This window comes from Rhodococcus sp. MH15, assembly GCF_019266045.1.
GTDB classification, from domain to species: Bacteria; Actinomycetota; Actinomycetes; order Mycobacteriales; family Mycobacteriaceae; genus Rhodococcus_F; species Rhodococcus_F qingshengii.
Genome location: NZ_LPNP01000069.1, coordinates 35,438 through 61,687 on the forward strand (window position 1 = coordinate 35,438; position 26,250 = coordinate 61,687).

24 protein-coding genes and 3 tRNA genes are annotated in these 26,250 nt (G+C 62.1%); 9 read left to right on the forward strand and 18 right to left on the reverse strand.

Annotated elements, in window-relative coordinates; all coding sequences use genetic code 11:
* Positions 1-96: 96 nt before the first annotated feature.
* Positions 97-318, forward strand: a complete 222-nt coding sequence (locus ATN37_RS18420; protein ID WP_007733292.1) for a DUF3618 domain-containing protein — start codon at positions 97-99, stop codon at positions 316-318.
* A gap of 66 nt (positions 319-384) precedes the next feature.
* Here the strand turns inward: ATN37_RS18420 and ATN37_RS18425 are convergent.
* The 3 genes from ATN37_RS18425 to ATN37_RS18435 form a co-directional block, all read right to left on the reverse strand.
* Positions 385-457: transfer RNA gene (locus ATN37_RS18425), tRNA-Lys, on the reverse strand.
* A gap of 93 nt (positions 458-550) precedes the next feature.
* Complete coding sequence (locus ATN37_RS18430; RefSeq protein WP_058227149.1) at positions 551-1,981, reverse strand: amidase; 1,431 nt, start codon at positions 1,979-1,981, stop codon at positions 551-553.
* Between the two features lie 111 nt (positions 1,982-2,092).
* Positions 2,093-2,165 (reverse strand) — tRNA-Lys (locus ATN37_RS18435).
* 368 nt (positions 2,166-2,533) lie between these two features.
* On the opposite strand from ATN37_RS18435, the gene ATN37_RS18440 reads away from it, so the two are divergent.
* Entirely contained in the window at positions 2,534-3,703 is a 1,170-nt protein-coding gene (locus tag ATN37_RS18440) for an Ig-like domain-containing protein (protein ID WP_125052658.1), read from the forward strand.
* A gap of 134 nt (positions 3,704-3,837) precedes the next feature.
* Here the strand turns inward: ATN37_RS18440 and ATN37_RS18445 are convergent, their stop codons facing one another.
* Entirely contained in the window at positions 3,838-4,800 is a 963-nt protein-coding gene (locus ATN37_RS18445) for an oxidoreductase (protein WP_058038876.1), read from the reverse strand.
* Between the two features lie 55 nt (positions 4,801-4,855).
* On the opposite strand from ATN37_RS18445, the gene ATN37_RS18450 reads away from it, so the two are divergent.
* Entirely contained in the window at positions 4,856-5,266 is a 411-nt protein-coding gene (locus tag ATN37_RS18450) for a MerR family transcriptional regulator (protein ID WP_042923889.1), read from the forward strand.
* A gap of 292 nt (positions 5,267-5,558) precedes the next feature.
* Here the strand turns inward: ATN37_RS18450 and ATN37_RS18455 are convergent.
* Positions 5,559-5,631, reverse strand: a tRNA-His gene (locus ATN37_RS18455).
* An 84-nt stretch (positions 5,632-5,715) separates the two neighbouring features.
* Positions 5,716-6,315, reverse strand: coding sequence for an oligoribonuclease (gene orn / locus ATN37_RS18460; protein ID WP_218695481.1), 600 nt, complete (start codon positions 6,313-6,315; stop codon positions 5,716-5,718).
* A gap of 120 nt (positions 6,316-6,435) precedes the next feature.
* Here orn and ATN37_RS18465 point away from each other — a divergent pair, with 120 nt between their 5' ends.
* Positions 6,436-8,175 carry a helicase HerA-like domain-containing protein gene (locus tag ATN37_RS18465; RefSeq protein ID WP_058227152.1) on the forward strand — a complete coding sequence of 580 codons (1,740 nt, stop codon included), beginning with the start codon at positions 6,436-6,438 and terminating at the stop codon, positions 8,173-8,175.
* 19 nt (positions 8,176-8,194) lie between these two features.
* Here ATN37_RS18465 and lysA read toward each other — a convergent pair whose 3' ends face one another.
* The 5 genes from lysA to ATN37_RS18490 all read right to left on the reverse strand — a co-directional run bounded on the left by lysA (position 8,195) and on the right by ATN37_RS18490 (position 13,765).
* Positions 8,195-9,538, reverse strand: a complete 1,344-nt coding sequence (gene lysA / locus ATN37_RS18470; protein ID WP_054187164.1) for a diaminopimelate decarboxylase — start codon at positions 9,536-9,538, stop codon at positions 8,195-8,197.
* 152 nt (positions 9,539-9,690) lie between these two features.
* Positions 9,691-10,128 (reverse strand): hypothetical protein, encoded by a 438-nt coding sequence (locus ATN37_RS18475; RefSeq protein ID WP_054825672.1) that lies wholly within the window; start codon positions 10,126-10,128, stop codon positions 9,691-9,693.
* 172 nt (positions 10,129-10,300) lie between these two features.
* Positions 10,301-11,104 (reverse strand): mycolate reductase, encoded by an 804-nt coding sequence (gene cmrA / locus ATN37_RS18480; RefSeq protein WP_007733327.1) that lies wholly within the window; start codon positions 11,102-11,104, stop codon positions 10,301-10,303.
* Positions 11,105-11,123: 19 nt separating this feature from the next.
* Positions 11,124-13,154 carry an NADPH-dependent 2,4-dienoyl-CoA reductase gene (locus ATN37_RS18485; RefSeq protein ID WP_211917793.1) on the reverse strand — a complete coding sequence of 677 codons (2,031 nt, stop codon included), beginning with the start codon at positions 13,152-13,154 and terminating at the stop codon, positions 11,124-11,126.
* Complete coding sequence (locus ATN37_RS18490) at positions 13,151-13,765, reverse strand: PadR family transcriptional regulator (protein WP_218695482.1); 615 nt, start codon at positions 13,763-13,765, stop codon at positions 13,151-13,153. The genes ATN37_RS18485 and ATN37_RS18490 overlap by 4 nt, the downstream gene beginning before the upstream one ends.
* A gap of 128 nt (positions 13,766-13,893) precedes the next feature.
* Between ATN37_RS18490 and ATN37_RS18495 the strand changes: the two genes are divergently transcribed.
* Positions 13,894-15,255, forward strand: a complete 1,362-nt coding sequence (locus tag ATN37_RS18495) for an MFS transporter (protein ID WP_007733331.1) — start codon at positions 13,894-13,896, stop codon at positions 15,253-15,255.
* On the opposite strand, the gene ATN37_RS18500 is transcribed toward ATN37_RS18495, so the two are convergent.
* The 3 genes from ATN37_RS18500 to ATN37_RS18510 all read right to left on the reverse strand — a co-directional run bounded on the left by ATN37_RS18500 (position 15,245) and on the right by ATN37_RS18510 (position 17,712).
* The gene (locus ATN37_RS18500; RefSeq protein ID WP_218695483.1) at positions 15,245-16,066 is read right to left on the reverse strand and encodes an acyl-CoA thioesterase II; all 822 of its coding nucleotides are present in this window, start codon (positions 16,064-16,066) and stop codon (positions 15,245-15,247) included. The two genes, ATN37_RS18495 and ATN37_RS18500, sit on opposite strands and share 11 nt — an antisense overlap.
* A gap of 75 nt (positions 16,067-16,141) precedes the next feature.
* On the reverse strand, positions 16,142-16,981 hold the full coding sequence (locus ATN37_RS18505; protein WP_218695484.1) for an alpha/beta fold hydrolase: 840 nt from the start codon (positions 16,979-16,981) through the stop codon (positions 16,142-16,144).
* A gap of 35 nt (positions 16,982-17,016) precedes the next feature.
* Positions 17,017-17,712 carry a TetR family transcriptional regulator gene (locus ATN37_RS18510; RefSeq protein WP_003945327.1) on the reverse strand — a complete coding sequence of 232 codons (696 nt, stop codon included), beginning with the start codon at positions 17,710-17,712 and terminating at the stop codon, positions 17,017-17,019.
* A gap of 168 nt (positions 17,713-17,880) precedes the next feature.
* Between ATN37_RS18510 and ATN37_RS18515 the strand changes: the two genes are divergently transcribed.
* From ATN37_RS18515 to ATN37_RS18525, 3 genes are read left to right on the forward strand one after another with little or no spacing between them, the layout of a single operon-like run.
* Entirely contained in the window at positions 17,881-19,014 is a 1,134-nt protein-coding gene (locus ATN37_RS18515; RefSeq protein ID WP_075833685.1) for a ferredoxin reductase, read from the forward strand.
* A gap of 35 nt (positions 19,015-19,049) precedes the next feature.
* Entirely contained in the window at positions 19,050-20,222 is a 1,173-nt protein-coding gene (locus tag ATN37_RS18520; RefSeq protein ID WP_058227155.1) for an acyl-CoA desaturase, read from the forward strand.
* A 13-nt stretch (positions 20,223-20,235) separates the two neighbouring features.
* The gene (locus ATN37_RS18525; RefSeq protein ID WP_218695485.1) at positions 20,236-20,481 is read left to right on the forward strand and encodes a hypothetical protein; all 246 of its coding nucleotides are present in this window, start codon (positions 20,236-20,238) and stop codon (positions 20,479-20,481) included.
* Between the two features lie 154 nt (positions 20,482-20,635).
* Here ATN37_RS18525 and ATN37_RS18530 read toward each other — a convergent pair whose 3' ends face one another.
* The 4 genes from ATN37_RS18530 to gdhA all read right to left on the reverse strand — a co-directional run bounded on the left by ATN37_RS18530 (position 20,636) and on the right by gdhA (position 24,642).
* The gene (locus ATN37_RS18530; RefSeq protein WP_003945367.1) at positions 20,636-20,803 is read right to left on the reverse strand and encodes a hypothetical protein; all 168 of its coding nucleotides are present in this window, start codon (positions 20,801-20,803) and stop codon (positions 20,636-20,638) included.
* A gap of 243 nt (positions 20,804-21,046) precedes the next feature.
* Positions 21,047-21,190 carry a hypothetical protein gene (locus ATN37_RS18535; protein ID WP_003945326.1) on the reverse strand — a complete coding sequence of 48 codons (144 nt, stop codon included), beginning with the start codon at positions 21,188-21,190 and terminating at the stop codon, positions 21,047-21,049.
* A gap of 363 nt (positions 21,191-21,553) precedes the next feature.
* Positions 21,554-22,813 (reverse strand): CdaR family transcriptional regulator, encoded by a 1,260-nt coding sequence (locus ATN37_RS18540; protein ID WP_003945374.1) that lies wholly within the window; start codon positions 22,811-22,813, stop codon positions 21,554-21,556.
* 485 nt (positions 22,814-23,298) lie between these two features.
* Positions 23,299-24,642: an NADP-specific glutamate dehydrogenase gene (gene gdhA / locus ATN37_RS18545; protein ID WP_003945368.1), complete on the reverse strand. Its 1,344-nt coding sequence runs from the start codon at positions 24,640-24,642 to the stop codon at positions 23,299-23,301.
* Positions 24,643-24,912: 270 nt separating this feature from the next.
* Here gdhA and ATN37_RS18550 point away from each other — a divergent pair, with 270 nt between their 5' ends.
* Complete coding sequence (locus ATN37_RS18550) at positions 24,913-26,247, forward strand: DUF4185 domain-containing protein (RefSeq protein WP_058227156.1); 1,335 nt, start codon at positions 24,913-24,915, stop codon at positions 26,245-26,247.
* Positions 26,248-26,250 lie beyond the last annotated feature (3 nt).

Below are 26,250 nucleotides of genomic sequence, written 5' to 3' on the forward strand. Positions count from 1 at the left end.
TTCTGCTCCTCTACGGTAGAGCGAAGTGTCGGCGCGCTGCGTCCGCACAGCAGACCCGCACACAGAGCAGCAGAACACAGACAAGTTGGAGGACACGTGCCCAGGGACACCGAGAGCATCGAACGCGAGATCGAGAAGGCGCGTAACCAGCTCGCGAGCACACTCGACGAACTGACGGTCCGCACCAACCCGAAGCGGCTGGTCGAGAACACCAAGAAGACGGTGCTCGCCAAGCTCAACGAGCCGGCAGTGAAGTACGCGCTGATCGCAGTCGGTTCAGTGGTGGGAATACTCGTGGTCCGGAAGATCATTCGCTGACCCGAGTTGTCGAAGACAGAACATGAAGAAGGCCCCCACCTGGTGAGGTGGGGGCCTTCTTGCAAGTGCGCCCACAGGGACTCGAACCCCGGACCCAGTGATTAAGAGTCACTTGCTCTACCAACTGAGCTATAGGCGCTCGCTCTTGCGAGACAGAACATTAGCCGACAGGCTCAGGAGTTTGCAAAACGCGTGTTCATCGTGGTGACGATGGTTACATCGCTTCCGGAATTCACGAGTGTGGAGGGTGCGAATCCGGCCAGCGGACGGTGCTTTCCAACTGCTGTGCGACGGCGAGAATGGTCGGTTCACCACCGCTGCGCCCGACCAGTTGGACGCTCAGGGGGAGTCCGCGTTCGGAGAACCCGGCGGGCACAGCGGCCGCCGGGTTGCCGCAGACATTCCAGATCGAACAGTAGGCGGCGATCGGCAACGCCTTGCGGACTGCTGACAGAAGGCCGGTTCCTTCGAGTTGTCCGATCGGGCGTGGCAGCGCGGGCGTGGTCGGCATCAGGACCAGGTCGAAGGTGTCGAAGACCTGGTTGACCGTCGCTGCGATTCGCTCACCTTTGCGGTAAGCGAATTTCCCGACGCGCGCGGGAGCGGCTATCCGGCCGATCGACGCGAGTGCTCGTGTGCGCTTCTCGAGTAACGCTGGATGATCGACGCGCAGTGCTTCGTCGCGGACGCCGCCGAGCACCTGGGGGAGAAATGCTGCAGTTGCGTCCGGGTACTCGGGATCGTGCTCTTCGACGTGATGTCCCAACGCGCTCAACATCTCTGCGATCGAATGCACCGCGGCAACGACCTCCGGGGACGGGCGGACGCCCCGGACCGGACTCCGGGTGGACACTGCAATGCGAAGCGGCCCGGGCGCCGACGCGGCTGACTCGGCAAAGCTGGTGCGGAGCGTTTCGGCTGTGTAGTCGTCGATCCCGGTGGTACCGGTTATCACGTCGTACACGAGCGCGCTGTCCTCGACGGAACGAGTGAGAGGCCCTAGTGTGCCGAGTCCGCGCCAGAGGTTTCGGTTCGGCGCGGTGCTCACCCGACCGCGCTGCGGTTTGAGTCCGAACAACCCGCAGAACGCCGAAGGCAGTCGGATGGAACCGCCGCCGTCGCCGCCGATTGCCGCTGCGACCATGCCCGACGCGACGGCCGACGCAGATCCTCCGCTCGATCCGCCCGTGGATACGCCGGTGTCCCAAGGGTTTCTGGTGTAGCCGTTTGCAGCAGTCTCCGTGAAGGGCCAGATGCCGAACTCGGGCATCGTCGTCTTGCCGACGATCACCGCGCCGGCCTCGCGCAACCGCCGGACGACCTCTGAATCGGCCGATGCGATGCGAGTTGCTGCCGCACCGCCGTACGTCGTCGGCGTTCCGGCGACGTCGTTCTCGTCTTTGATCGCGATCGGGACTCCGTGCAGTGGGCCCAGGCTGTGGCCGTCGGCCTGGCGCTGATCGAGACGTGTCGCTTCGTCGAGCGCTTCGTCTGCGAGAACCCGCACAAAAGCATTGAGCGTCGAATCGAGGCGTTCGATACGGCGAAGTGTGTTCTCGGTGAGCTCGCGGGCCGATAATTCTCCGGACCGGATCAGAGCGGCCTGACCCGCAACCCCGGCAAATGCCAGCTCGCTGCCCGGTGTGGTTTCGCGCTCGGTCATCAATCCTCCAGGCCGTGGTTCCGATAACTGTGAAGTCTATTCACCACAACCTGTCCACCACGACACAAAGAAAAATCCCCACCTTCCGAAGAAGGTGGGGACCTTTGCAAGTGCGCCCACAGGGACTCGAACCCCGGACCCAGTGATTAAGAGTCACTTGCTCTACCAACTGAGCTATAGGCGCTCGCTCTTGCGAGACAGAACATTAGCCGAATCGCCGGTTCGGGAGCAAATCGCCAGGTGGAGGCGTCACCGCTGTAGTCCGATCGGAGGAAATCCGCTGAAAGCGGTAACAAAACGGACGGTTCGGAGCGATTGATACTTGAACGTTACTGACGGCGTGGCCTTTCATGACCGTTGGTAACGAGCGCGCCTGGCATCATTGGTGCAGCGCAGTCATACCGCAAGTCCCACTTGCCTTCCGGTAAGTGGGATTCGCATGTGACGCGGAAGTTAGTCGGAGAAATTGTGAAGCGGAGTCGAACGATGAGTCGTCAAAGGTGGGGTCTGTCCGTGCGCGGGGGGAACGGTCGAGCGTCGAAGGGCGCGGCGATGATCGCGGCGTCTCTCGGTGCTCTCGTTCTGATGACCGCGTGCACGTCGGGCGGCAAGGACGTCAGTACCGAAGGGTCGGCGCCGATCGATTCCAATCCGCTCACCGAACTCATCAAGCCGAAGCTCACCTCGACCGCTGCCGACGGCGCTGTCGGCTTCTCGCCGGGCGACCCGGTCAAGATCAACGTCGCTGACGGCGCTCTGTCCGACGTGACGATGGTCAATCAGGACGGCAAGGCAGTTGCCGGCGCGATTGCTGCCGACGGTGCGTCGTGGACCACCACCGAGCCACTCGGCTACAACCGCAAGTACAAAATCGAGGCCCGCGCATTCGGATTGGGTGGCGCAAGTACGACGGTCACGTCCTTCACCACCAGCGCACCCGGCAACGTCACCAAGCCGTATGTCTTGCCCAACGAGGGTGACGTGGTCGGCATCGGTCAGCCCATCGCGGTGCAGTTCGACGAGAACATCCCCGATCGCAAGGCTGCCGAAGCTGCGATCACCGTCACCACGACTCCGGCCGTCGAAGGTGCGTTCTACTGGGTCAACAATCGTGAGGTCCGTTGGCGTCCGGAGAACTACTGGGCACCGGGCACCAAGGTCGACGTGAGCGTCAACGTGTACGGGCGCAATCTCGGCAAGGGAGTCTTCGGGCAGGAAGACGCGAAGAGTTCCTTCACCATCGGTGATGCCGTCATCGCCACGGCGGACGACAACACCAAGCAGGTCACTTTCCAGGTCAACGGTGAGACTGTCATGACCATGCCCACCTCCATGGGCAAGGACAGCACTCCTACCGACAACGGCGTCTACATCATCGGTGACCGCTTCGCGAACATGATCATGGACTCGTCCACGTACGGCGTCCCGGTCACCTCGGCGCAGGGTTACAAGACCCCCGTCGACTGGGCGACCCGAATGTCCTACAGCGGTATCTTCTTCCACTCGGCGCCGTGGTCGGTCGGGCAGCAGGGCTACTCCAACACCAGTCACGGCTGCCTCAACCTGAGCCCGTCCAACGCCAAGTGGGTCTACGACAACACCAAGCGTGGGGACATCGTCGTCGTCAAGAACACCGTCGGCGGCACTCTCTCCGGCACCGACGGCCTCGGTGACTGGAACATCCCCTGGAGCGTCTGGAAGACCGGCAACGCGGACGTCTGAGTGCGTTCCTGAAGCGCTGAACGCCAGAATGCCCCCGACCGTCCGGTTGGGGGCATTTCTGCATCTGCACACCTTTTGTGAGCGAAAGTGCCTCTCGGTCTATCTGAGGCGACGGGAGGTACGTTCGCTCGGTGTCAGCGTCGACCGAACGCGTCCACTCCGGTCATCTCAGCGGACAGTGCCCACAATCTGCGTGCGTCGGCGGGATCGGTAGCCCAAGGTTTCACTCCGCCGACGCTCATGTCATCAGTCTGCGCGACGTCCGCGATGTTGCAGTCCTGGAGATACGCGCCGGAGTGATCGGCGAGTATCGGTGCCGTCGCTGCCCACACCGTTGTAGCGGCGCCCTGGGAGGGAGTCTTGAACCCCGGCACGGCGTCGCCATTCGGCGTCGTCCATCCGAGATCGTGTTTCTCCGATGCAGAGAAGTGACGTTGAAGGGGAGTGAGGATGCTCCCGGGATGGACGGAGAACGCACTGATACCGCGTGAAGCACCGGAGCTCGCCAGCTGTACAGCGAATAGAGCATTGGCAGTCTTGGCTTGACCGTACGCAAGCCAGCGGTCGTAACCGTTGCGGAAATGTATGTCATTCCAACGCACTCCCGACAGAAAATGTCCCGCCGACGAGACCGCTACGACGCGAGAGCCGTTTGCGGGCATGGCTGGCACAAGCAGGTTCACCAGTACAAAGTGCCCGAGGTGATTGATCGCGAATTGTGATTCCCAGCCGGAGCCGACACGGAGTTCCGGGCAGGCCATGACCCCCGCATTGCAGATGATGATGTCCGGAGTGATCCGGGATTCGAGAATTTCTCGCGCACACGATCTGACACTGCTCGGGTCCGACAGGTCGCACGCTCGCACTTCGATACCCGGAAGGTCGGCCACCGCGCTCCGTGCCTGTTCTGGTCGGCGGGCAAGAACTACAACTCGCGCCCCGACCGAAGAAAGTGACTGCGAAACCTCATATCCCAGTCCGGAGTACCCGCCAGTGACCAAAACCGTAGTGCCCGTTAAATCTTGTCCGGCAAGTACGTCGTCGGCAGTGGAGACTCGGGAGAATCCGGTGTTGATTTTGCGCTGGATGGAATTCATGACTGCGACCGTAAAATCTGGAGTGCACTCCAGGTCAAGGAAAGGTCGCCAGGCAATGCGCGAACTGTCAATCGGTGACGTCGCTGTCCAGACCGGAATCAGTATCGATTCCCTTCGATACTTCGAACGTGAGGAATTGCTCGTTCACGAGGTGGCGCGCTCGGCAGGTGGGCGTCGGGTCTACTCCGAAAGCGATGTCTCTTGGTTGAAGCTGTGCAATCGCTTCCGAGACTCGGGTATGCCGATCGCCACGATCCGCGAATTCGCCGCTCTCGTCAGGTCAGGGCCGGGAAACGAGAAAGAGCGGCTTTCACTTTTACAGTCGCATGAGGAGTTGATTCGATCCAGGATCGCTGCGATGCAGGAAAACCTGAACGTCATCCACGACAAGGTTTCGGCGTACGAGCGACATGTTCGCGAGGGGACCGTCGTAGGTGTCTGGGAGCCGGAACCGTCGCCCGAGTGATCGACGGCTGGGCCAATTGCGGCGAATTCCAGCTACCCCGATGTGAGCGAAAGTGGCTTTCGGTCTATCTGAAGCGACCAGAGGTACGTTCGCTCAGCTCGGGCACGGGTTGCTCGGGAGCGCGCGATTTGTCGCGGTCGCCACCCCACCCACTTCGGGTGAACGTATCGCTGCCCCCGTCAGAGAAGGGGAGCGATACGTTCACCCGGCTGTGGAAGGGGAGATTGGGGCTGGCGCACAAACCAAAAGAACCCCCGAAAATGTCTTCCGACATTCTCGGGGGTTCCGCTTGGGTGAGCGACGGGACTCGAACCCGCGACAGCCAGGATCACAACCTGGTGCTCTACCAACTGAACTACGCCCACCATTGCCTCGGCCACCGGTTTGACCCGGCTGCTTTGACGAAAGAGATACTAGCGCGAAAGTCGGTCAGGAAGCCAATCGGCAGGTCAGGCGGGACCCAAGCCCTCTACGACGGCTGCAATCTCCGCGCTCGACGGTCCGGGCGCCGCGACGAATGCAGTGCCGCGGTAGTACTTGAGTTCGCGGATGGATTCCTTGATGTCGGCGAGTGCCCGGTGGGCGAGACCTTTTTCGGGCTGGCCGAAGTAGATTCGCGGGTACCAGCGGCGGGAGAGTTCTTTGATGGAGCTGACGTCGATCATCCGGTAGTGCAGGTATGTGTCCAGTGCCGTCATGTCCCGTGAGATGAATCCGCGGTCGGTGGCGATTGAATTGCCTGCCAAGGGAGCCGTACCGGCGGCGGGAACGTGCTTGCGGATGTACGCGAGCACCTCTTTCTCCGCCTCGGCGAGGGTGATCGTCGACTTACGAACCTCTTCGGTCAGTCCCGACTTTGCGTGCATCTTCTTCACGACGTCGGGCATTGCAGCCAACGCGTCGTCGTCGGCGTGGATGACGATGTCCACACCTTCGCCCAAGATGTTCAAGTCGCTGTCGGTCACCAGAGCCGCAATCTCGATGAGTTTGTCCGACTCGAGTCGCAGCCCGGTCATTTCACAATCGATCCATACCAATTTGTCCTGCACCAGGAACACAGTAGTGCGCGCGGGCGCGGGATAAGGTCTGCGGTGGAAACTCGACGTGTGTAAGACGGCGTTCGGGTGATGACAAGAACTTCGCCGCATTGCAACGAGGAGGGCTTTTCGATGACCGTGGATCCGAAGGACGGAGCCGCGCCGCTGACGCCGGCGGAGAAGGCGAAAGCTGCCAAGGCTGCCGCTGCCGAAGCCGCTCGGATTGCAGCTGAAGCCGCTGCAGCAGCTGAGGAAGCAGAGAAGGAAGCGGCTGCCGCCGAGGCCGAAGCATCGGCCGGAGCCACCCCCGCTGCTCAGGTGCCCTCGGGTGCTGCCGCTGAAATCGCGGCGGGCTATTCATCCGAGGGGCGGGCACTCGAGCTCGGCTCGGTGGTGATCGACGGTGTGGCAGATCCCACCGCACGGGTGCGGATTCCGTTGGCGACGATCAACCGTCACGGTCTGATCGCCGGTGCGACGGGTACCGGCAAGACCAAGACGTTGCAGGGCATCGCCGAGCAGCTGTCCGCCGCGGGTGTGCCGGTTGTGATGGCCGACGTCAAGGGCGATCTCTCGGGTCTGTCGAAGGCGGGGGATCCGAGCGAGAAGATGAAGGCTCGCGCAGTCGAGACGGGCGACGATTCGTGGACTCCCGCTGGGATGCCAGTCGAGTTCTTGTCGTTGGGTACCGACGGAATCGGTATCCCGGTGCGCGCGACCATCACCAGTTTCGGGCCGATCCTGCTCAGTAAAGTGTTGGGCCTCAACGAGACCCAGGAGTCGACTCTAGGGCTGATCTTCCACTGGGCCGACACTCAGGGCCTGGCCCTGCTGGACCTCAAGGATCTGCGTTCGGTCATCGCCCACCTGACGAGCGCTGAGGGCAAAGCGGATCTGAAGGGTATCGGCGGAGTTTCCTCCGCGACGGCGGGAGTGATTCTGCGCGCGTTGGTCAACCTCGAAGCCGACGGCGGTGACACCTTCTTCGGCGAACCGGAACTCGAAACCGAGGATCTGCTGCGTGTCGTCGGCGGTGCCGGTGTGATCACGCTGTTCGAACTCGGTGCCCAGGCGGCGCGCCCGGCAATGTTCTCCACCTTCCTGATGTGGGTGCTCGCGGACCTGTTCCAGACGCTGCCCGAAGAGGGAGATCTGGACAAGCCGAAGCTCGTGTTCATCTTCGACGAGGCGCACCTTCTGTTCGCGGACGCGTCGAAGGCCTTCCTTCAGCAGGTGGAACAGACGGTCAAGCTCATTCGTTCCAAGGGCGTCGGCGTGTTCTTCTGCACACAACTTCCGACCGACATTCCGAATTCGGTGCTGTCACAGTTGGGTGCGCGGGTTCAGCACGCCCTGCGTGCCTTCACGCCCGACGATCAGAAAGCCCTCAACAAGACCGTCCGCACGTACCCGAAAACCGAGCACTACGACCTGGAAAAGGCACTGACTTCACTCGGCATCGGTGAAGCCATCGTGACCGTACTCTCGGAAAAGGGTGCGCCGACGCCGGTGGCCTGGACCAAGATTCGTCCTCCGAGGTCGCTGATGGACACCATCGGCAACGACGCGATCAAGGCGGCCGCGTCGTCGAGTCCGCTGAATCAGAAGTACGGCCAGACCATCGACCGCGAGTCGGCGTACGAGAAGCTGACGGCCAAGGTGGCCGGTGCTCCGACGGCGGATCAGTCCCTGGATCTTCCGTCGCTGCCCGATCTGCCGCCACCGCCGCCGGCCGAGCCAGAGGGCCCCAACATCGCCGAGCAGATCTTGGGCAACTCGGCTGTCAAGAGTTTCCTGCGCTCGGCGGCTTCGGCTGCGGGACGCGAGATTTCGCGAAACATCTTCGGCACCGGTAGTCGCCGCAGGCGCTGAGGCTCAGGCGCCTGCGAGGTCAGATGCCGACCTCGCGGGCCAGCAGGTCGTTGATCGATTCGCGCCTGATCAACGGCCGCGCAATCCCGCCCAGCACGGCGACGACCGGCGGCCGGCCGACGCTGTTGTAGGTGGAGGCCATGCTGTGGTGGTATGCGCCCGTACACGGCACTGCCAACAGGTCACCTTCATGTAGGTCGGCGGGAAGCCTTGCTCCGACGGCAATTTCGTCGCCCGATTCGCAGTGTCGCCCGGCGACGGTGACTTCCTGGAGCGGTGCGCGCGAATGTCGGTTCACCAGTTCGACATCGTAGTGGCTGTCGTACAATGACACCCGAGGGTTGTCGCTCATCCCGCCGTCGACGGAGACGAAGGTTCGTCCCCCGCTGATCGACTTGATGTTCTGTACGCGATAGAGCGTGACTCCGGCCCGCGCAGCGATCGCTCGGCCAGGCTCGAGCACGATTTCGGGGCGAGGGAAGCGGTTTCGGGTGCACGCGTCGTCGAGAGTTTCGTCGATGACGTGAGCGAGGCGGGTCAGATCCAATTGGGCATCTCCCGGCACGTAGGCGATCCCATGGCCACCGCCGAGATCGAGTTCGGTGAGGATGATTCGATGCGTGCGTCGTATGTCGTCCATCTGTGCGATCATCGTCTCGATCGCGGGGCGGAAGAGTTCGGGATCGGTGATCTGGGAGCCGAGATGGCAATGCAGGCCGATGAGCTGCAGGTGCGTCGCGTTGGCGACGACGGATACCGTATGTTCCAGTTCTTCGGAAAACGCTGGTAGGCCGAACTTTTGGTCCACGATGCCCGTGGACACTGCCTTGTGTCCGTGTATGTCGATGCCGGGTGTGACTCTGACCAACACCTTCTGTCGGTGGGTGCACACCGACGCGAGCCGTACCGCTTCGCTGGGGGAGTCGAGGACGATCCGGCCGACACCCGCGTTGACCGCCGCCCTCAGTTCGGAAACCGATTTGGCATTGCCGTGCAGGATGATTCGGTGGGGGTCCACGCCCGCGGCAAGCGCGACGGCGAGTTCACCGGCGGAACAGACATCCACCCCGAGTCCCTCGTCGGAGACCCAGGTAGCCATCGCTCGAATCATCAGTGCCTTGCCGGCGTACACGATCTCCGAGTCGGGGAAGATCTCTCGATACGTGCGGCAGCGGTGCCGCACGTCCGCCTCGTCGACGACGTACGTCGGTGTGCCGTACTGGTCCGCGATCTCTTCGAGGGAGACGTCGCCGATGCAGACACGCCCGCTGTGGTCGTGGCGAGTACTGATGGGCCACAACGCAGGATCCATACGCGGTGTCATTGCGCCGCGTAGGGAGGGGAAGATTTCGAGTAGCGTCACGTCGATCTCCTGAAGGTGACCCGCCGTGTTGCGGGCTACATTCAGATCTACTCCCGAAGATCACCGGTGGGGCGGATCTTGACGCTTACTTGACGCGCCGCCGAACGAGGTTGACGCGGCCCTGACGTCCTCGACTTACTGTGCCTGTCGACTCACTGTGCTCGCCGCCGCCTCCATCCGAACCAACCGAGCACCGCGAGCAATGCCACCGCGGCGCCTCCGCCGATGACCGTCGATCGGTCGCCGGACACACCAACGGACGGAGTTCCGCCGGCACTCGGGGCGTAACCGGCGCCGTACACGGACTCGACCGCCGCTTGGATGTCGAACCCGGTTTCGGTAGCCGGCCCGCAGCTGTGCCCCTCGTGCTCGGCGTCGACGTCGTACGGCGCAGAAACGAACATCAGCTGCTCGGTGCCGAGCACGTAGCTTGTGCCACAACCGTTCCCGTTCGCGAGTGTCCCCACCGACGTCACCGATGCCAGATCGCCTTTGTAGACCCGGCTGACGTCGAACAGGTAGGTGTCCTCGAACCCGTCCGAAGTTTTCTCCGTCGGAGTCCCGAGAAAAACGGTGCTGGAGACGCTCACGGCTTCTTCCGGGGTAGCCGATGATGCGCACGAACATGCATTCGCTGCCGTGGGCAGCAGTAAGGGCAACCCTCCGGTCAAAAGAAGGATTGCCCCGACTGCCAGTGTTCTTCGCATCGCCATTAACCGACTATATGGTCTGCTATGGCCTGCTCTGAGAAGTTTGAGTGAATCAGCCGCCGAGCTTCTTGTAGAACGTGCCCACGATCGGCGCAACGACGGCACGCGGGCTGTAACCGCCCGCGACGGACATCGCCTTGCTCAAGATGCCCGGTACGACGCGCATCTTGTTCTCGGCCAGGCCGTCGAGCGAGACCTTGGCGGTGTACTCGCTCGAGATCCAGAAGAAGTCCGGGACGAGCTTGTCGACGATCGACGCTTCGGCCGGGTCCGGGGTTTCGGTGCGAACGGGGCCTGGCGCGAGCAGGGTGACGTTCACTCCGGTGCCCTTGAGTTCACCTCGCAACGATTCCGCGAAGGTGTTCACGAACGCCTTGGTGGCTGCGTACGTCGCGTTGTTGGGGATCGGCATGTTGCCGGCCGCGGACCCGACCATCAGGATGGCTCCGGACTTGCGCGCGAGCATGCCGGGCAGCACGGCCAGCGTGAGATCGTGCACTGCAACGGCGTTGAGCTCGACCTGGTCGCGCTCGTAGGCCGGGTCCAGCTCGGCGATCGGCCCGAAGGTGGCGATACCGGCGTTGTTGCACAGGATGCTGATGTCGCGGCCACCGAGTTCCTCGACCAGAACGGCACGCGCCGCGCTGTCGGAGAGGTCCGATGCACGGACCTCCACCTCGACGCCGTGCGCGGCGCGAAGCTTCTCGGCGAGGGCCTCCATGACCTCGCCACGACGGGCAACGAGGATCAGGGAGTGTCCGCGTGATGCCAGATCAGCGGCCAGTGCCTCTCCGATGCCGGAGGAGGCGCCGGTCACTACGGCGCGGGCTGTGGTTGTGGGTGTCGGCAGGCTCACGATCAGTCAGCGTAGCCGGTCAGATCTTCGCGGCCAGTCGTGTGCCCTGTTCGATGGCACGCTTGGCGTCGAGTTCGCCAGCGACATCCGCGCCGCCGATGATGTGGGTCACCACACCCGCGACGGTCAGTTCGTCCACGAGATCGCGAACCGACTCCTGCCCGGCGCAGATGACGATGGTGTCGACCTCGAGAAGTCGGGGCTTCTCGTGCTTCTCACCGAAGGTGATGTGCAGGCCGGCGTCGTCGATGCGCTCGTAGTTGACGCCCGAGAGCTCGTGGACGCCCTTGTTCTTGAGGGCCGCCCGGTGGACCCAGCCGGTGGTCTTCGCGAGGCCGGCGCCGATGCGTCCTGGCTTGCGTTGGAGGAGATAGACCTCCCGCTCGGAGAGCTCTGGTACCGGAGTGGTGAGAGCGCCCGGGGCCATTTCGGGTTCGGTGACGCCCCATTCCTGCTTCCACTCCTTGAGATGAAGAGTGGGGGAAGTGGGGTGCGTGAGGAATTCGCTCACGTCGACGCCGATGCCGCCGGCACCGATGACGGCGACGGACTTGCCGACGGGCTTGCCCTCTCGGACGACCTCGGCGTAGGTCAGCACCTTCGAGTTCTCGATGCCGGGGATCTTGGGAACGCGCGGCGTCACGCCGGTGGCAACCACCACTTCGTCGAAGGATCCGATGAGATCTGCTGGTGCGACGCGGGTTTCGAGCTTGACTGTCACTCCGGCCACGTCCAGCATGCGGGTGTAGTAGCGAATGGTTTCGGCGAACTCTTCCTTACCCGGAATGAGCTGTGCGATCCCGAACTGTCCGCCGATCTTGTCCGAGGCCTCGAACAACGTGACCGAATGACCACGCTGAGCAAGATTGAGTGCTGCGGAAAGTCCGGCAGGACCGGCGCCGACGACGGCGAGATTCTTGGTCCGCCGAGTGGGGGAGAGGATCAGCGTGGTCTCACGGCCCGCGCGCGGATTGAGCAGGCAGGAGACCTGCTTGTGAACGAAGGCGTGGTCGAGGCAGGCTTGGTTGCAGGCGATGCACGTGTTGATCTCGTCGGACGCTCCGCGCTCGGCCTTGTTCACCCAGTCGGGATCGGCGAGCATCGGCCTGGCCATCGAAATCAACTGCGCGTCACCGCGGTTGAGGATCTCTTCGGCAGTCTCGGGCATGTTGATCCGATTCGAGGCGGCTACCGGAATGTCGACGTGCTTCTCGAGCTTGCTCGTGATGTCCACGAAGGCTGCTCGGGGAACCGAGGTGACGATGGTGGGCACCCGTGACTCGTGCCATCCGATGTCGGTGTTGATGATCGTGGCGCCGGCAGCTTCGACTTCCTTTGCCAACGAGACGATTTCATCCCAGGTCTGACCGCCCTCGACCAGGTCTGCCATCGACAACCGGAACACGATGATGAAGTTCGGGCCGACGGCCTTGCGTGTGCGTCGCACGATTTCGACTGCCATGCGTCGACGGTTCTCGGAACTGCCGCCCCACTGGTCGGTGCGCTTGTTCGTGCGCTCGCAGAGGAACTGGTTGATGAAGTAGCCCTCACCGCCCATGATTTCGACGCCGTCGTAACCCGCGGACTTGGCCAGACGCGCGCAGCGAACATAGTTCCGGATCTGCCAACGCACCCCACGGCCGGTCAGCTTGCGCGGACGGAACGGATTGATGGGTGCCTTGATCGACGACGCGGAGACACTGAACGGCTGGTAGCTGTAGCGGCCGGCGTGCAGGATCTGCATGGCGATCTTTCCACCCGCGTCGTGAACCGCCTTGGTGATCCGGCGGTGACGGCGCGCTTCGATGCGGTTGGTCAGCTTGGCACCGAAGGGCAAGAGCCAACCGGTGCGGTTGGGCGCGTAGCCGCCGGTGATGATCAAGCCGACTCCGCCACGGGCACGTTCGGCGAAGTACTCGGCCAAGCGGTCGGTGTCCTTCGCGCGATCTTCGAGGCCGGTGTGGATCGATCCCATGACGACGCGGTTCTTCAGCGTCGTGAATCCGAGGTCGAGCGGTTCGAGCAGGCGGGGGAACTGTGTATCCGTCATGACTGAAGATGTCCTTCCGTGGCGTACTCGCCAGTGTCTTCGGTGGCGGGCTCGCCGGTGTCTTCGATGGCGTACTCGCCAGTGGGCAGTGCGTCCAGAACTTCCTGGCACCAGTCGGTGAATCCTTCCTCGACGCGGATGCCGCCGCGAAGTACGAGGTACTGGTGCAGTGAAGAGCCGGAAAGCGCCGCTGGATTGGGGAAGTCACGCTTTTCGATGAGTCGGTAGACGTCGAGGCGGGCGGCGTGGCCGTCGCGGTGGCGAGCGACTTCGCGTCGTAGAGCGGGTAGATCGGCGTGCGCAGCGGCCCTGATCTTGATGGCCAACTCGTTGCGCAGGTGGTTCGGTTCGGACGGCTCTGCGATCCATCGGGTCAGTTCGGCGCGGCCGGCATCGCTGACGCGGTACATCTTCTTGTCCGGTCGGCCGTCCTGCGCGATGGCCTCCACCTCCACCCAGCCTGCCTCGTCCATTCGCTTGAGGACTCGGTAGATCTGCTGGTGCGTCGCGCTGTGGAAGAAGCCGATCGACTTGTCGAACCGGCGTGTGAGGTCGTATCCCGACGCATCCTGTTCGGAAAGGGAGACGAGCAACGCATGTTCGAGTGCCATGGAAAAAGTATCTATGCACTCAGGTGCGTATGCAACTAAGTGCGTACTAACTCGGGTGCATAGAGCGTCTTGTATGTCGACTTCGGAGAGAGGCGCCGAGTCGCCCGCGCGCAGTTAGGCTTCGCCGTATGAGCGCCGAGTCCACGAGCACGCAGGCAGAGCCACCCGCAGGCATCGGCGGTGCGGCCACGAAGAGTCAAGTGTTCGCATGGGGGCTGTGGGATTGGGGATCGGCCGCATTCAACGCAGTGATCCTCACGTTCGTCTTCTCGGTCTATCTCACCGACGCGGTCGGTGACGACCTTCCCGGCACGATTTCGGCAACTACGTGGCTCAGCTGGGCACTCGGAATCGCCGGCTTCTTCATCGCGATTCTCGCTCCGATCACCGGACAACGTTTCGATGCGTCGGGTAAACGTAAACTCTCGCTCGCGATACTGACCGGCATCACCGTGCTCTCGATGGCGGGCCTCTACTTCGTCGAGGACAACTACCGCTATCTGTGGCTCGGATTGGTTCTGCTCGCAATCGGTTCGGTGATCTTCGAGCTTGCCGGCGTTCCCTACAACGCCATGATGCGGCAGGTGTCGACACCGGAGAATCTGGGTAGAGTCTCCGGCTTCGGCTGGGCCATGGGATATTTCGGCGGAATCGTGCTGCTGTTGCTGTGCTACTTCGGGTTCATCGTCGGCGACGGTGACACTCGGGGATTCCTCGGATTGACCACCGACGGCGGCATGAACATCCGGATGGTGGCACTGCTGGCTGCAGTGTGGTTCGCGGTTTTCGCGATTCCGGTGTTCTTCAAGGTTCCAGAGTTGCCCAGCCCCGCGGTCGATCCGGGAGCGTCCAAGGCCGGGTTCCTCGACTCCTATCGGGTGTTGTGGCGCGATCTGCGCGAACTCTGGAACGTCGACAGGCGCACGATCTGGTACCTGATCGCGAGCGCGCTCTTTCGTGACGGTCTCGCGGGCGTGTTCACCTTCGGAGCCGTGCTGGCTGTCAACGTCTACGGGATCAGTGCGGCCGACGTGCTGTTGTTCGGTGTTGCGGCCAACGTGATTTCCGCAATCGGTGCATTGGTGGCCGGACGTTTCGACGATCGGATCGGACCGAAACAGGTCATCACCGTCTCGCTGGCGTCGATGATCGTGGTCGGCGCAATATTGATCGCGGTGTCAGGGCCGGTGATGTTCTGGATCTTCGGTCTCGCGCTCTGCCTCTTCGTCGGGCCCGCTCAGTCTTCGGCACGAACCTTCTTGGCGCGCATCACCCCGCCTGGGCGTGAAGGTCAGATGTTCGGCCTGTATGCGACCACAGGCCGAGCAGTGTCGTTTCTGGCACCGACACTGTTCGGCCTGTTCGCTTGGCTCTTCGGTGCAGACCGTGCCGGCATCATCGGACTGCTGGTGGTTCTCGGCGTCGGTCTTGCCGCATTGTCGATGGTGAAGGCGCCGGAAGGGGACAGTGCGCTTCCCGTCAATCCTTGAAGTAGACCAACTGGTGTGTCGTAGCGAGCAATGCGCCGTCACTGCCCCAAATTTCGGCCGACTGATCGAAGTATCCGTTTCCGAACCGTTGGGTCCGCGCCGTTCCCAGGACGGAATTGTCTGCCTGTTCGTTCAGCGTCTGAGCGTCGGCGTGGAAGTAGATGGTCATCGAGACCGTTCCAGCCGGAGCCATCTTGCCTCGGCGCAAGAAGACTCGTGGGAAGAAGACATCGCACAGTGCGGTCAGCGACGTGAAGTCGAGAGCGCGTGCCGGTTGATCGCGCACCCAGAGTGTCGTGGTCGAGTCGGGATGCTCGCCCGACTCCAGGTCGGGGATCGCACCCTCGACAAAGCGCATCTCGTAGTTCTGTGCCCAGGCGATGAACTCGGGGAACGGCAGCAGTGTAACGTCTTCGGCCGACGGAACTTCCGGCATCGTGATCTCGGTAGACGACCAGGTTTCACGCCTGGTACCGAACACTGCCGTCGCGGTAGTGGCGACGGTTCCGTCCTGAGACAGTTCGATGGACCAGTGCTGCGTCGAGCGGTTGGTGCGCACCGGCCGGGCGGAGATCTCGAAGGCGCCCTCGGTGATCGGACCGGCAAAGTTGACGGTCAACGACAGCGGATCGCCGAGGCGTTCGGGGTGCTTCAGTACGGATTCGAGCAACGTGGCAGCGGTGACGCCGCCGAATGGCCCGACCATGTTGTTGTACGCCGGATTGGTCTCGCCGGTCGACAAGCCGGCGGTGAGTGGCGTCAATCCGACAGCAGCGTCGAAAGGATGGGGTGGTGCAACGGTCTCGGTCATCGCAGAACTCCTGGTGATGGAATCAATTCGGCTCTATGTATGACAACATACATAGAGCCGAATTCGTCGCGGCGATCAGGATCCTGCACGTGCGAGGATCGCCTCGGCCAACTCTTCGGCTCGCTCTTCCGGAATCCAGTGACTTCCGCCGTCGAGCACGACGAACTCGTAGGGGGCGTCCACGAATTCACCACAGCGTTCTGCGCCTGCGCGGCCGAGCGCTGTGTCGCCGGTGCTCCAGACATACGTGGTCGGCACGGTGGTGCGATCGATATCGCCGAAGTCGCGGGTCATCGCGCGGTACCAGTTCAAGGCGCCGGTCAGCGCGCCCTCCCCGCTCAGGACACGAATGTGCTCGTCGGCGAATTCAGGATCGATCTGGCCGTCGAACATGGCACGCAGCCGGCGAAAGTTGTCCTCCGACAACACTTCCTCGGCTTTTCCCTCCTGTCGGAGAAGTCCGATGTAGGACGAGCGTTGCTTCTGGTCCTCGTCCTCGCGGAGTGCCCAACCGAAGGCGGTGGGGTGGGGGACCGAGATCGCCGTCAGGCTGCGGATCCGGTTCGGATGGCGACCGGCGACCTGCCAGGCGACCGCCGAACCCCAGTCGTGACCGACAAGATGCGCGTCGGACAGGCCGAGCGCGTCGAGCAATGCGACGACGTCGGCTACCAGGTGCTCGATCTTGTAGGCATCCACCCCTTCGGGGCGTGCGCCGGCGGAGTAACCGCGCTGATTCGGTGCGATTACGCGGTAGCCCGCTGCGGTGAGCAGTGGTGTGACCTTGCCCCAGGATGCGGCGCTCTCCGGGAAGCCATGCAGCGCTACCAGCGGAATGCCGTCGTCCGGGCCCGAGATCAGTACGTCGAAGGTGAGGTCGCCAACGGGGATTTCGTATGTACTCGTGGAAGACATGACTCTCACCGTACGTCGAAAAGGTGAACCCGAGGTCAGTTTCGAGGTGGATTCCAGGTGGCCATTCCGAGCATGATGACTCGCAGTTGCTTCTCGGCTCGTGTGATGACGGCGGCTTCGTCGCGATACCCGGCGGTCCCGGCGTCCAGCAGTTCGACGACAGCACTGAACATCGTCGAGACGATCAGGTCGGCAGCCATTTCCAGATCGTCCGACGACCAGCTTTCCAGTCCGGCAATTCTGGAGAGGTCGATGGTCAGTTCGCTGACGAACAACCGCATTTCAGTGGCTATCGCACGTCGTACCTCACTGACGCCGCTGTAGCGTTCGCGGCAGAGGAACCGAAACTGTCGCTCGTGTGTATGCACTTGTCGCACAAGGATGCCCAGGGACGTAGCGGCGTCCTTGGTGCTGGGATTACGCCTTGCGTCGCGCAGCATCTGGCGCAACATACGCATGCTCTCTTCGACGAGGACGACACCGACGTCCTCCAGTGAAGCGAAGTGGCGGTAGAACGCCGTCGGAACGATCCCGGCTTCCCTGGCTACCTCTCGCAGGCTGATTCCAGCGAAGCCGCGATCGGCCGAGAGGTCCATGGCAGTGTCCAGGAGCGCTTGGCGTGTGCGTTCCTTCTTGGCGGCACGACTTTCCGGTTCCCTGTTGTCGGGCTCCCTGCGCTCTGGGTTCACCGGTCCGGCCTTCGTCACGACGTCGAGTGTAGGTACAGGCATTCCGGCTCCTTTCGGCAACTCGTGTAACTCGGATCACATTCTTGTTGACATGTACTTGTGTGCACCTGTCACACTATCTTCGGTGAACATTTGTACACTGAATTCACGCAGTCGGGGGAAGCTAGCCCAGCAATCGATACACCCGGCAATCGAAGTACGAGGAGGGTCATGACAATCGCATCTGCTCCTGAGAACACGACACCGAAGTCCGCACCTCGGCGCGGACTGTCCTTGGTGGGACTGATCGAAGCCATGGCTGCTCCACATCAGATCGATCGGTACCTCGAGCTGGTCAACCCGATGGCGACGGTTCGTGACATCCGCGCGCAGGTTGTCGCCGTCGACCATCCGACGGCTGACTCCGTCACTCTCACGCTGCGCCCGACTCGCCAGTGGCGCGGTTTTCAGGCGGGCCAGTTCGTGCAGTTGGGCGTGGTGATCGACGGTGTTCGTCACACTCGCTGCTACTCGCCGGCCGGGGGTGCGTCTACGCGCAGTGGGCTGATCGAGCTCACCGTGAAAGCGCATCCGGGTGGCCTGGTGTCGCAGTATCTGTACGCCAACGCGGCACCCGGACTCGTTGTCAGCCTCTCGCAGGCAGACGGTGTGTTCTCCCTTCCCGTCGACCGCCCGCGTCGGGTGTTGTTGATCAGTGGCGGCAGTGGAATCACCCCGGTCATGTCGATGCTTCGGACGCTGGTGGAGGAGCAGCACTCGGGCGAGATCGTGTTCGTGCATTACGCGAACACCGATGCCGACGTGGCGTACACGCGCGCGCTGAAGACCATCGCCGAGCAGAACCCGAACGTGAAACTGGTACTCGTGTACACCGAAAGCGGTGGAGGTGACCTCGAAGGTTTCTTCGATCGCGGGCACCTCGACGCGGTGGCTCCTTGGATCGCCGATCCGGACACGATCGACGCCCAGGCTTATCTCTGCGGACCTCCCGGACTGATGCGGGGAGTGCGTGAGGTGTTCCGTGAGGTCGACGTCGAGCACTTGCTCAACACCGAGGAGTTCGCGCCGGCGGTGGCCGAGCCGGGGGAGGCCGGCGGCGAGGTGTCATTCACCAAAAGTGGGGTGGCGGCCGAGAACTCCGGCGAAACACTTCTCGAACAAGCAGAAGCTGCGGGCCTCAATCCCGAGTACGGATGCCGGATGGGAATCTGCTTCTCCTGCACCTCCGTCAAGAAGGCGGGCCGTACCCGAAACGTGCGCACCGGTGAGACAGACGACGAGCCGGACAAGAAGATCCAGCTGTGCGTCAGTGCTCCCGTCGGCGACGTCACCGTCGACATCTGAAGTCCCATTTTCCACACGACTGTCTGGAGACCGACATGTTTGGACTTTCACTTCCCACCCTCCCGTTCCTCGGCAACGGTTCCGACGCGAAGGACGACGCTCCCGTCGTTCTGACGTACGAGCAGGTCGAGGAGATCGGCCGCGAGTTGGACGCATTGCGCGATCGCACCGTCGCCTCGCTCGGGGCGGAGGATCGGGAGTACATCTACAAGATCATCAAGGCTCAGCGCGGGTTCGAGGTCGCAGGTCGCGGTTTGATGTACCTGGGCTTCCTGCCTCCGGTGTGGCTCGCGGCAGTCGGTGCATTGAGCGTGTCCAAGATCCTCGACAACATGGAGATCGGCCACAACGTCATGCACGGTCAGTACGACTGGATGCGTGAACCAGGGCTCAATTCCGAAGTCTTCGAATGGGATACGGTGTGCCCGGCCGACCAGTGGCGTCACTCGCACAACTACATGCATCACACGTACACCAATATTCTCGGCAAAGACCGCGACATCGGATACGGCATCCTGCGTATCGACGACGCGCAGAAGTGGAACCCCTATTACCTCGGTAATCCGGTCTGGGCCTTCGCCTTGATGGTGCTCTTCGAGTGGGGCGTGATGATGCACGATCTCGAGATCGAGAACGTCATCCAGGGCAAACGCAAGTGGCACGACGTCAAGCCGCTCCTGAAGGGCTGGTGGAACAAGGCGGGCAAGCAGGTCCTCAAGGACTACGTCATCTTCCCGGTTCTCACGGGGCCGCTGTTCGTGACCACTCTCGCGGGGAATGTCACCGCCAACCTGGTCCGGAACGTGTGGACGTACTCGATCATCTTCTGTGGCCATTTCCCCACCGGTGTCCAGAGTTTCACCGAGGACGAGACGGCCGACGAGACTCGCGGGCAGTGGTACGTGCGTCAGATGCTCGGCAGCGCCAACATCGAGGGAAGCCCGCTCTTCCACATCATGTCCGGCAACCTCTCGCACCAGATCGAGCACCACCTGTTCCCGGACCTGCCTGCGCATCGTTATCCGGAACTCGCTCCCCAGGTGAAAGAATTGTGTGGGAAGTACGGTTTGCCGTACAACACCGGTGGGTTCTTCAAGCAGATCGGTTCGGTATGGGGCAAGATCTTCAAGCTCGCTCTTCCGCCCGGTTTGGTCAAGTCGAAGACCCCTCCCGGTGTTATCGTCGAGCGCCAGCGAACTGCAGCCTGAGAGGCACACACTGATGGTCGGGAAATTCGAACGCCGCAAGGACACGGTCCAGGAACTGACCGAAAGTGCAGCCAACCACGTGGGCTCCATCGCGATGATCATCGCCGGGGCCGTTCGAGACGTGACGCGCGAGATCGGCGACTGGGTGTCCGACGGAATCGAGATGCGTGAAGCGGCGAAAAAGGCTGCAGCTGACGATCGTTCGGAGTCCGTGACCCTCGAGCACGACGACAGCGATCCACCTGAAGACTGGCGTTGATTCACCGCGGCGGACGGCCTGATCGCGCAACCGCGAGCCGTCTCGCCTGAACGACCGCGTTGCCCTCCGTCACAGATGACGGAGGGCAACGCGGGTTTCGTGGACTGCCTCGGCGGCCGAAGACGCGGATCGAACGCCGATCACAAGTGAGGTCCTAAGCAGCGCTGCCGAGGCTCGCCGAGTCGAAGCTGCCGAGCCCGGTGCTACCGAGACCGCTGCTACCGACTCCGCCCAGTGCGAGTGCATTGCTGCTGCCCGCGCTCAGTAGCTGGACGATGATGTTGATGACGATGGGGTCGCCGGTGAGCGGAATTGTAGGCACAGGGGGACCTGCTTTCTGTTTCGAGATGTGGTGAGAAGGTGAGCGGCGACGGGATCGTCGACGTGGTCAGGCGGGCTGTTTCAGCCACTTCCGGTGCTGCCGAGCGACACGATGGAGCCGTTGCCGAAGCCGAGTGCTCGGGAGAGTGAGCCGAAGTCGATGACCAGGCTGCCCAGGGTGTGCTGGTTTATCACGGTGGTTCCTGTCTGTGCCGCGACTGTGTGATGCGAGCGGGTAAGTCGATCAGGGAGCAGGCGTCGTGGGAGTTTCGCCGCCGCCGCCAATCGGAGAGTTGTCGGTGTAGAGGAAACTGCTGCCGGCGTTGAACATCTGTAGGACGGTGTTCAAAACGACGGCCAAAGCGCCTGTGGTTGGTGCGGCGATCATGTGCTTGCTCCTGGTTTCAGCGGTGGCGACGTGGTGGTCACCGTGGTCACCGCCATCACAGTGTCAGGCGGCTTGGAGCGGGCCCTGTGCGAGAGATTCTCTCGCACAGGGCCCGAGATTCGTCCTAGGAGACGCCGCCGCCATCCGTCGAGCCCGTGCCGGTGCTGCCCGCGTTGAAGAGCTGCAGGATGGTGTCGAAGAAGGCACCGAGGAGAGCGTTATCCTGGCCGTTGATCATGTGTTTCCCCTTAATTGTTACTGGTTTGCGCGGTGATTCGCACCACACTTTTATAGCCCGGTTCGGAGCGGAAAAGTGGGGTCCAGGCGCCACACGTGGACAGCTAATAGCGAGGATGTGAGTGTTCACATTTTCGCTGGACGATTGTCCACATCAGTGCTTGCGAAGGTCAGCGAGATCATGGCAGCGCGCAGTTTGAGCAGTTCAGAGGGCAGGGCCGGATCCAATCCGGTCAGGGTTGCGATGCGCTTGATTCGATTGTCGACGGTGTTGGTGTGCAGGCCGAGCGCCGACGCGGTGCGCTGACGATGCTGGCCGTTGGCGAGATGTATGGACAATGTCTGCAGCAGTTCCGGATTGCCGTCGAGTGGCTTGAGAAGATTGATCAAGCTGTCGCGGCCTGCGCCACCCCGAGTGAGTTGATACTCGAGCGCGAGGTCTTCCATTCGGTAGGACCGCGCCGGCAGTCTCAGGCGCCGCACGAGTTGCGCCAATTCGTGAGTGGTTGCTTGGGCGGCGGCGATATCTCGTACCGCGGCGTTCTCGGCGATTGCTGTGATCTCCACCCCGACCGTTGCGCGTGCGCGTTGGATGACCTCGCACACTGTTCCCCAGTCGGGTGTGCCCTCGATCAGGACCAGACCACGTTGCGGTGCAGGAGCTTCGAGCAGCGCCGACCCGAAGTGGGCCGCGATTTTCGATTGAGCGACGGAGAGGTCACGGTAGGCCTGTATGCGCTGGTGGTTGCCGTTGCGTGCTCCCGGGCGGATGGGCGGCAGGTTCACCAGGAGCCGCAGGACGAGATAGCGGGGTGCGAGTTCAACGCCCATCTGCAACGCAAGCTGGGTGGGATCGTCGCCGTCCAGCATGGCTTTCACGAGAGCGCCGGCGGAGTATTCCCCGAGTTGGGAACCGGCAGGAAGAGCCGAAAGATAGCTGATCGAGATGAACGAGTGAAGCCGCTGCGCAAGTGCGAACAAGAACTCGTTGAGATCCCCGAGATTGGCGGAGTCCTCGGCGTCGGCCCGGCTGAGGATGAGGGTGCGAAAAGTGCTGATGCCCTCGTTGGTCAAGTTGAGGATCGCGCTGAGTGGCACGCCTTTCAATGCTTGTTGGACGGTCATCGTGTGAATGCCGTCCAACTCTTGGTCGGTGGGAAGTTTGCGGTGATCCAATAGCTGGATCCCCACTTGGAGCCCCTGCACGATCACCGCAATCAGTTCCCGACGTACTGCCTCCGTTTGGAGGGAAGTCAACGTCGGGTTGGCACGGGACAGGTGATCTACGAGATCGCTTGCCAGTGGGATGACGTCGTTGACCGCTGTGGAGGCGGGCTTGCCTCCCAACATGAGCGGTCCCGGGTTGTTCAGCAGCGCTGGGGACATGGGTGGCCTCCTCTAGACAGGTGCGTCGCCTGGCACAGGCATCCGGAGGCTCGGCGCGTTACGAAGCGGGGTACACGCTGAGGCCTTGTTCGGGGGCATACTCGCCGCTGAAATTTGCGGATCGAATTGCGCCAGGCGTTGTGATTTCTACCACATGAACGATCGTCCAACTGTGAAATGGACAAATGTGAAGATAAGTCCATATGCCCCACGCGCTGCGGACCTAAACAATCGTCCACTTACGGTGTTTTTCGACGTCAGAGCGGAAAACGGTTTCGGAGGACACCGCGAGTTCCGTCTGGGATCATTGCCGGCGCCTACGGTGCTCGTCGCGGGCGATTTGCTCAGATCAAGCTCGAGGGCCCTGGGTCCTCGCGGACCCAGGGCCCTCGAGGCCTAGGTATTGATTCGACCAGTCCGATGTACGGGAACCGGTTCAGGGTGAAATCACCCTTTTTGTACTGCTGTCTGTGGTGCGGAAATCTCTAGATGACGCCCAGTGAAATCATGGCGTCGGCCACCTTCACGAAGCCGGCAATGTTCGCGCCGTGCACGTAGTCGCCCGGCTTTCCGTACTCGGCAGCGGTGTTGATGGTGCGCTTGTGGATGCCGCGCATGATTCCGGCGAGACGCTCGTCGGTGTACTCGAAGCTCCAGGAATCACGCGAAGCATTCTGCTGCATTTCGAGAGCGGAGGTTGCAACGCCACCGGCGTTGGCCGCCTTGCCGGGTGCGAAGGCTACGTTCGCGTCACGGAAGAGCTGGATGCCACCGGGGGTGGTGGGCATGTTCGCGCCTTCGGCAACGGCCTGAACGCCGTTGGCGATCAAGGTCTTTGCGGCATCTTCGTCGAGCTCGTTCTGAGTCGCGCAGGGGAGTGCGACGTCGCACGGCACGTCCCAGATGGAACCGTCGGCGATGAACTCGGCATGCGGAACTGCGTCGGCGTACTCGCTGATGCGGCCGCGGCGAACTTCCTTGATCTCCTTGAGGAGGTCGAGATCGATGCCCTTCTTGTCCACGATGTATCCCGAGGAATCCGAGCAGGCGATCGCGACGCCGCCGAGCTGGTGGATCTTCTGGATTGCGTAGATGGCGACATTGCCGGATCCGGAGATCACGACGTTCTTGCCTTCGAGGCCTTCACCCTTTGCCTTGAGCATTTCGGCGACGAAGTACGCGACGCCGTAGCCGGTGGCCTCGGTGCGAACCTGCGATCCGCCCCAGGTGATGCCCTTGCCGGTGAGGACGCCCGACTCGTACGTGTTGGTCAGCCGCTTGTACTGACCGAACAGGTAGCCGATCTCGCGACCGCCGACACCGATGTCGCCGGCCGGAACGTCGGTGTATTCACCGATGTGACGCTGCAGTTCGGTCATGAAGGACTGACAGAAGCGCATGACCTCTGCGTCGGAGCGGCCCTTGGGATCGAAGTCCGAGCCACCCTTGCCGCCGCCGATGGGCAGGCCGGTGAGTGAGTTCTTGAAGATCTGCTCGAAGCCGAGGAACTTCACGATGCCCAGGTTGACGCTGGGGTGGAAGCGCAGGCCGCCCTTGTAGGGGCCGAGTGCACTGTTGTACTGCACGCGGAAGCCACGGTTGACGTGAACGTTGCCCTGGTCGTCGGTCCACGGCACGCGGAAGATGATCTGGCGTTCCGGCTCGCAGAGCCGCTCGATGAGTCCGGCGTCGGCGTAGCGGGGGTGGCGTTCGAGCACTACGTGAAGAGACTCGAAGACCTCTGCGGCGGCCTGATGGAACTCGGGCTCTCCTGCATTGCGAACCAAAACCTGATCGTAAATCTGCGCTACGCGGTCACGTACGGACACCGCTCACCTACCTCGTTGTGAGAACTCTTTTACATTTCCGTTACATACTAGGCGCCTTTATTGCTGTATCGGACAACTGTCCTGTGAAGGTGAAATCGGACACAGCTGTCACTTGTGTCAGTTGAACGGGCGATTTATAACAATTTGCTCAGCTTTCACTCTCTTAACACAGTCCAAATGGTTTGCTTCTGCGGTCGGGGATCACTGTGCCTGTGGTCCGAACGGGAGTCGAAATGATCAGAGGGGCTGCACGTGCGTAAAAAACACTCCATGTCGGCGATGTTGTCGATAGGCGTCGTCACGATTGCCGCGACGATTGCCGCAGCACCGTCTGCGTCGGCGATCGGCGGACCGTGTGGGTCGGGAGGAAGTGGTTCCGCCGGATCGATGACGGGTTCGCTCGGCTCGCTGACCGGATCACTCGGCAGTGGTTCCGCCGGTACCGGCTCCCTCGCCAACGCGCTGCCTTGGATCACCGGCGCCCCCAACGGTGCTCTGCCGGTGCTGACCGGCCGGACCAAGGCGATCGAAATGGTCACTGGCCCAGGCAGTCCCAACAACACCATCGAGCGGTTCAACGTGTCGGGTACCGACCTCGGAATCATGTGGGACAACGGTCTTTCGGGGCCGGATCACGACGTGCTGATGGCATTCGGCGACACGGTGGGCGACTGCGACACCCCGGGTGACGACTGGCGCAGCAACGTATTGTTCCGCAGCAACGACACCGCCATTGCCGACGGGATGAAGATCGACAGTTCTCCTTTGGACGGCCCCAATCATTCCAAGGAGATCATTCCGGGATTCGGCATTCCGGGTGAGTTCACCACCATCCCGACCGCTGGAATCTCTCACGGTGGTGTGCAGTACATCAGATTCATGTCCGTTCGGTCGTGGGACGAACCCGGAGCCTGGACCACCAACTACTCGGCTTTGGCTTTCTCCACGGACAACGGTGAGAACTGGGAACTCGATCCGGCGACAGTTCGCGCCAATACCGAAGGACTTGGCATTCCGGGGATTCCGGCAGTATCGCCGATCAATTCCAACTTCCAGCAGAGCGCCTTCCTCGACGGTCGGGACGGCTACATTTACGAATACGGAACTCCCTCAGGTCGTTTCGGTAAGGCGATCCTGGCGCGAGTGGCCGGCGCCGACATCAGAAATCTCGGTGCCTACGAATACTGGGACGGCTCCGGTTGGAGTCCGCGAGATACCGATGCCGTTCAGGTCATCAAGGCACCGGTCAGTGAACTCGCAGTGCAGTGGAACGACTACCTGAACAAGTTCGTTGCCATGTACACCAGTGCCGAGGGCAACCTGGTGATCCGTCAGGCCGACCAACCGCAAGGCCCGTGGAGTGGTACGCAGACCCTGTTGAGTGGAATCACGTTGCCCGCGTTGTACGGCGGATTCATGCACCCGTGGGCGAGCGGACAGTTCCTCGAATTCGTCGCCACCACGTGGGACCGTTACAACGTCATCTACATGCGGACCGATTTGAACGGACTCCAGATGGCGTCGTCGGATTCGCGCGATCGTCCTGACCCCGCGACCACCGGTGAGGCTCGCGTCCTCGAAGTCACGATGCCGGAAGACCGCTAGCCG

What these genes read in the sequence shown, in the direction of transcription:
- ATN37_RS18515 (WP_075833685.1), top strand. Translation starts at nt 17,881, where the DNA reads ATGACAATCGCATCTGCTCCTGAGAACACGACACCGAAGTCCGCACCT.
- ATN37_RS18430 (WP_058227149.1), bottom strand. Translation starts at nt 1,981, where the DNA reads ATGACCGAGCGCGAAACCACACCGGGCAGCGAGCTGGCATTTGCCGGG.
- ATN37_RS18550 (WP_058227156.1), top strand. Translation starts at nt 24,913, where the DNA reads ATGTCGGCGATGTTGTCGATAGGCGTCGTCACGATTGCCGCGACGATT.
- ATN37_RS18450 (WP_042923889.1), top strand. Translation starts at nt 4,856, where the DNA reads ATGCGCGAACTGTCAATCGGTGACGTCGCTGTCCAGACCGGAATCAGT.
- ATN37_RS18495 (WP_007733331.1), top strand. Translation starts at nt 13,894, where the DNA reads ATGAGCGCCGAGTCCACGAGCACGCAGGCAGAGCCACCCGCAGGCATC.
- ATN37_RS18445 (WP_058038876.1), bottom strand. Translation starts at nt 4,800, where the DNA reads ATGAATTCCATCCAGCGCAAAATCAACACCGGATTCTCCCGAGTCTCC.
- ATN37_RS18500 (WP_218695483.1), bottom strand. Translation starts at nt 16,066, where the DNA reads ATGACCGAGACCGTTGCACCACCCCATCCTTTCGACGCTGCTGTCGGA.
- ATN37_RS18490 (WP_218695482.1), bottom strand. Translation starts at nt 13,765, where the DNA reads ATGGCACTCGAACATGCGTTGCTCGTCTCCCTTTCCGAACAGGATGCG.
- ATN37_RS18520 (WP_058227155.1), top strand. Translation starts at nt 19,050, where the DNA reads ATGTTTGGACTTTCACTTCCCACCCTCCCGTTCCTCGGCAACGGTTCC.
- ATN37_RS18535 (WP_003945326.1), bottom strand. Translation starts at nt 21,190, where the DNA reads ATGATCGCCGCACCAACCACAGGCGCTTTGGCCGTCGTTTTGAACACC.
- ATN37_RS18510 (WP_003945327.1), bottom strand. Translation starts at nt 17,712, where the DNA reads ATGCCTGTACCTACACTCGACGTCGTGACGAAGGCCGGACCGGTGAAC.
- ATN37_RS18505 (WP_218695484.1), bottom strand. Translation starts at nt 16,981, where the DNA reads ATGTCTTCCACGAGTACATACGAAATCCCCGTTGGCGACCTCACCTTC.
- ATN37_RS18465 (WP_058227152.1), top strand. Translation starts at nt 6,436, where the DNA reads ATGACCGTGGATCCGAAGGACGGAGCCGCGCCGCTGACGCCGGCGGAG.
- ATN37_RS18485 (WP_211917793.1), bottom strand. Translation starts at nt 13,154, where the DNA reads ATGACGGATACACAGTTCCCCCGCCTGCTCGAACCGCTCGACCTCGGA.
- ATN37_RS18540 (WP_003945374.1), bottom strand. Translation starts at nt 22,813, where the DNA reads ATGTCCCCAGCGCTGCTGAACAACCCGGGACCGCTCATGTTGGGAGGC.
- ATN37_RS18440 (WP_125052658.1), top strand. Translation starts at nt 2,534, where the DNA reads ATGATCGCGGCGTCTCTCGGTGCTCTCGTTCTGATGACCGCGTGCACG.
- ATN37_RS18525 (WP_218695485.1), top strand. Translation starts at nt 20,236, where the DNA reads ATGGTCGGGAAATTCGAACGCCGCAAGGACACGGTCCAGGAACTGACC.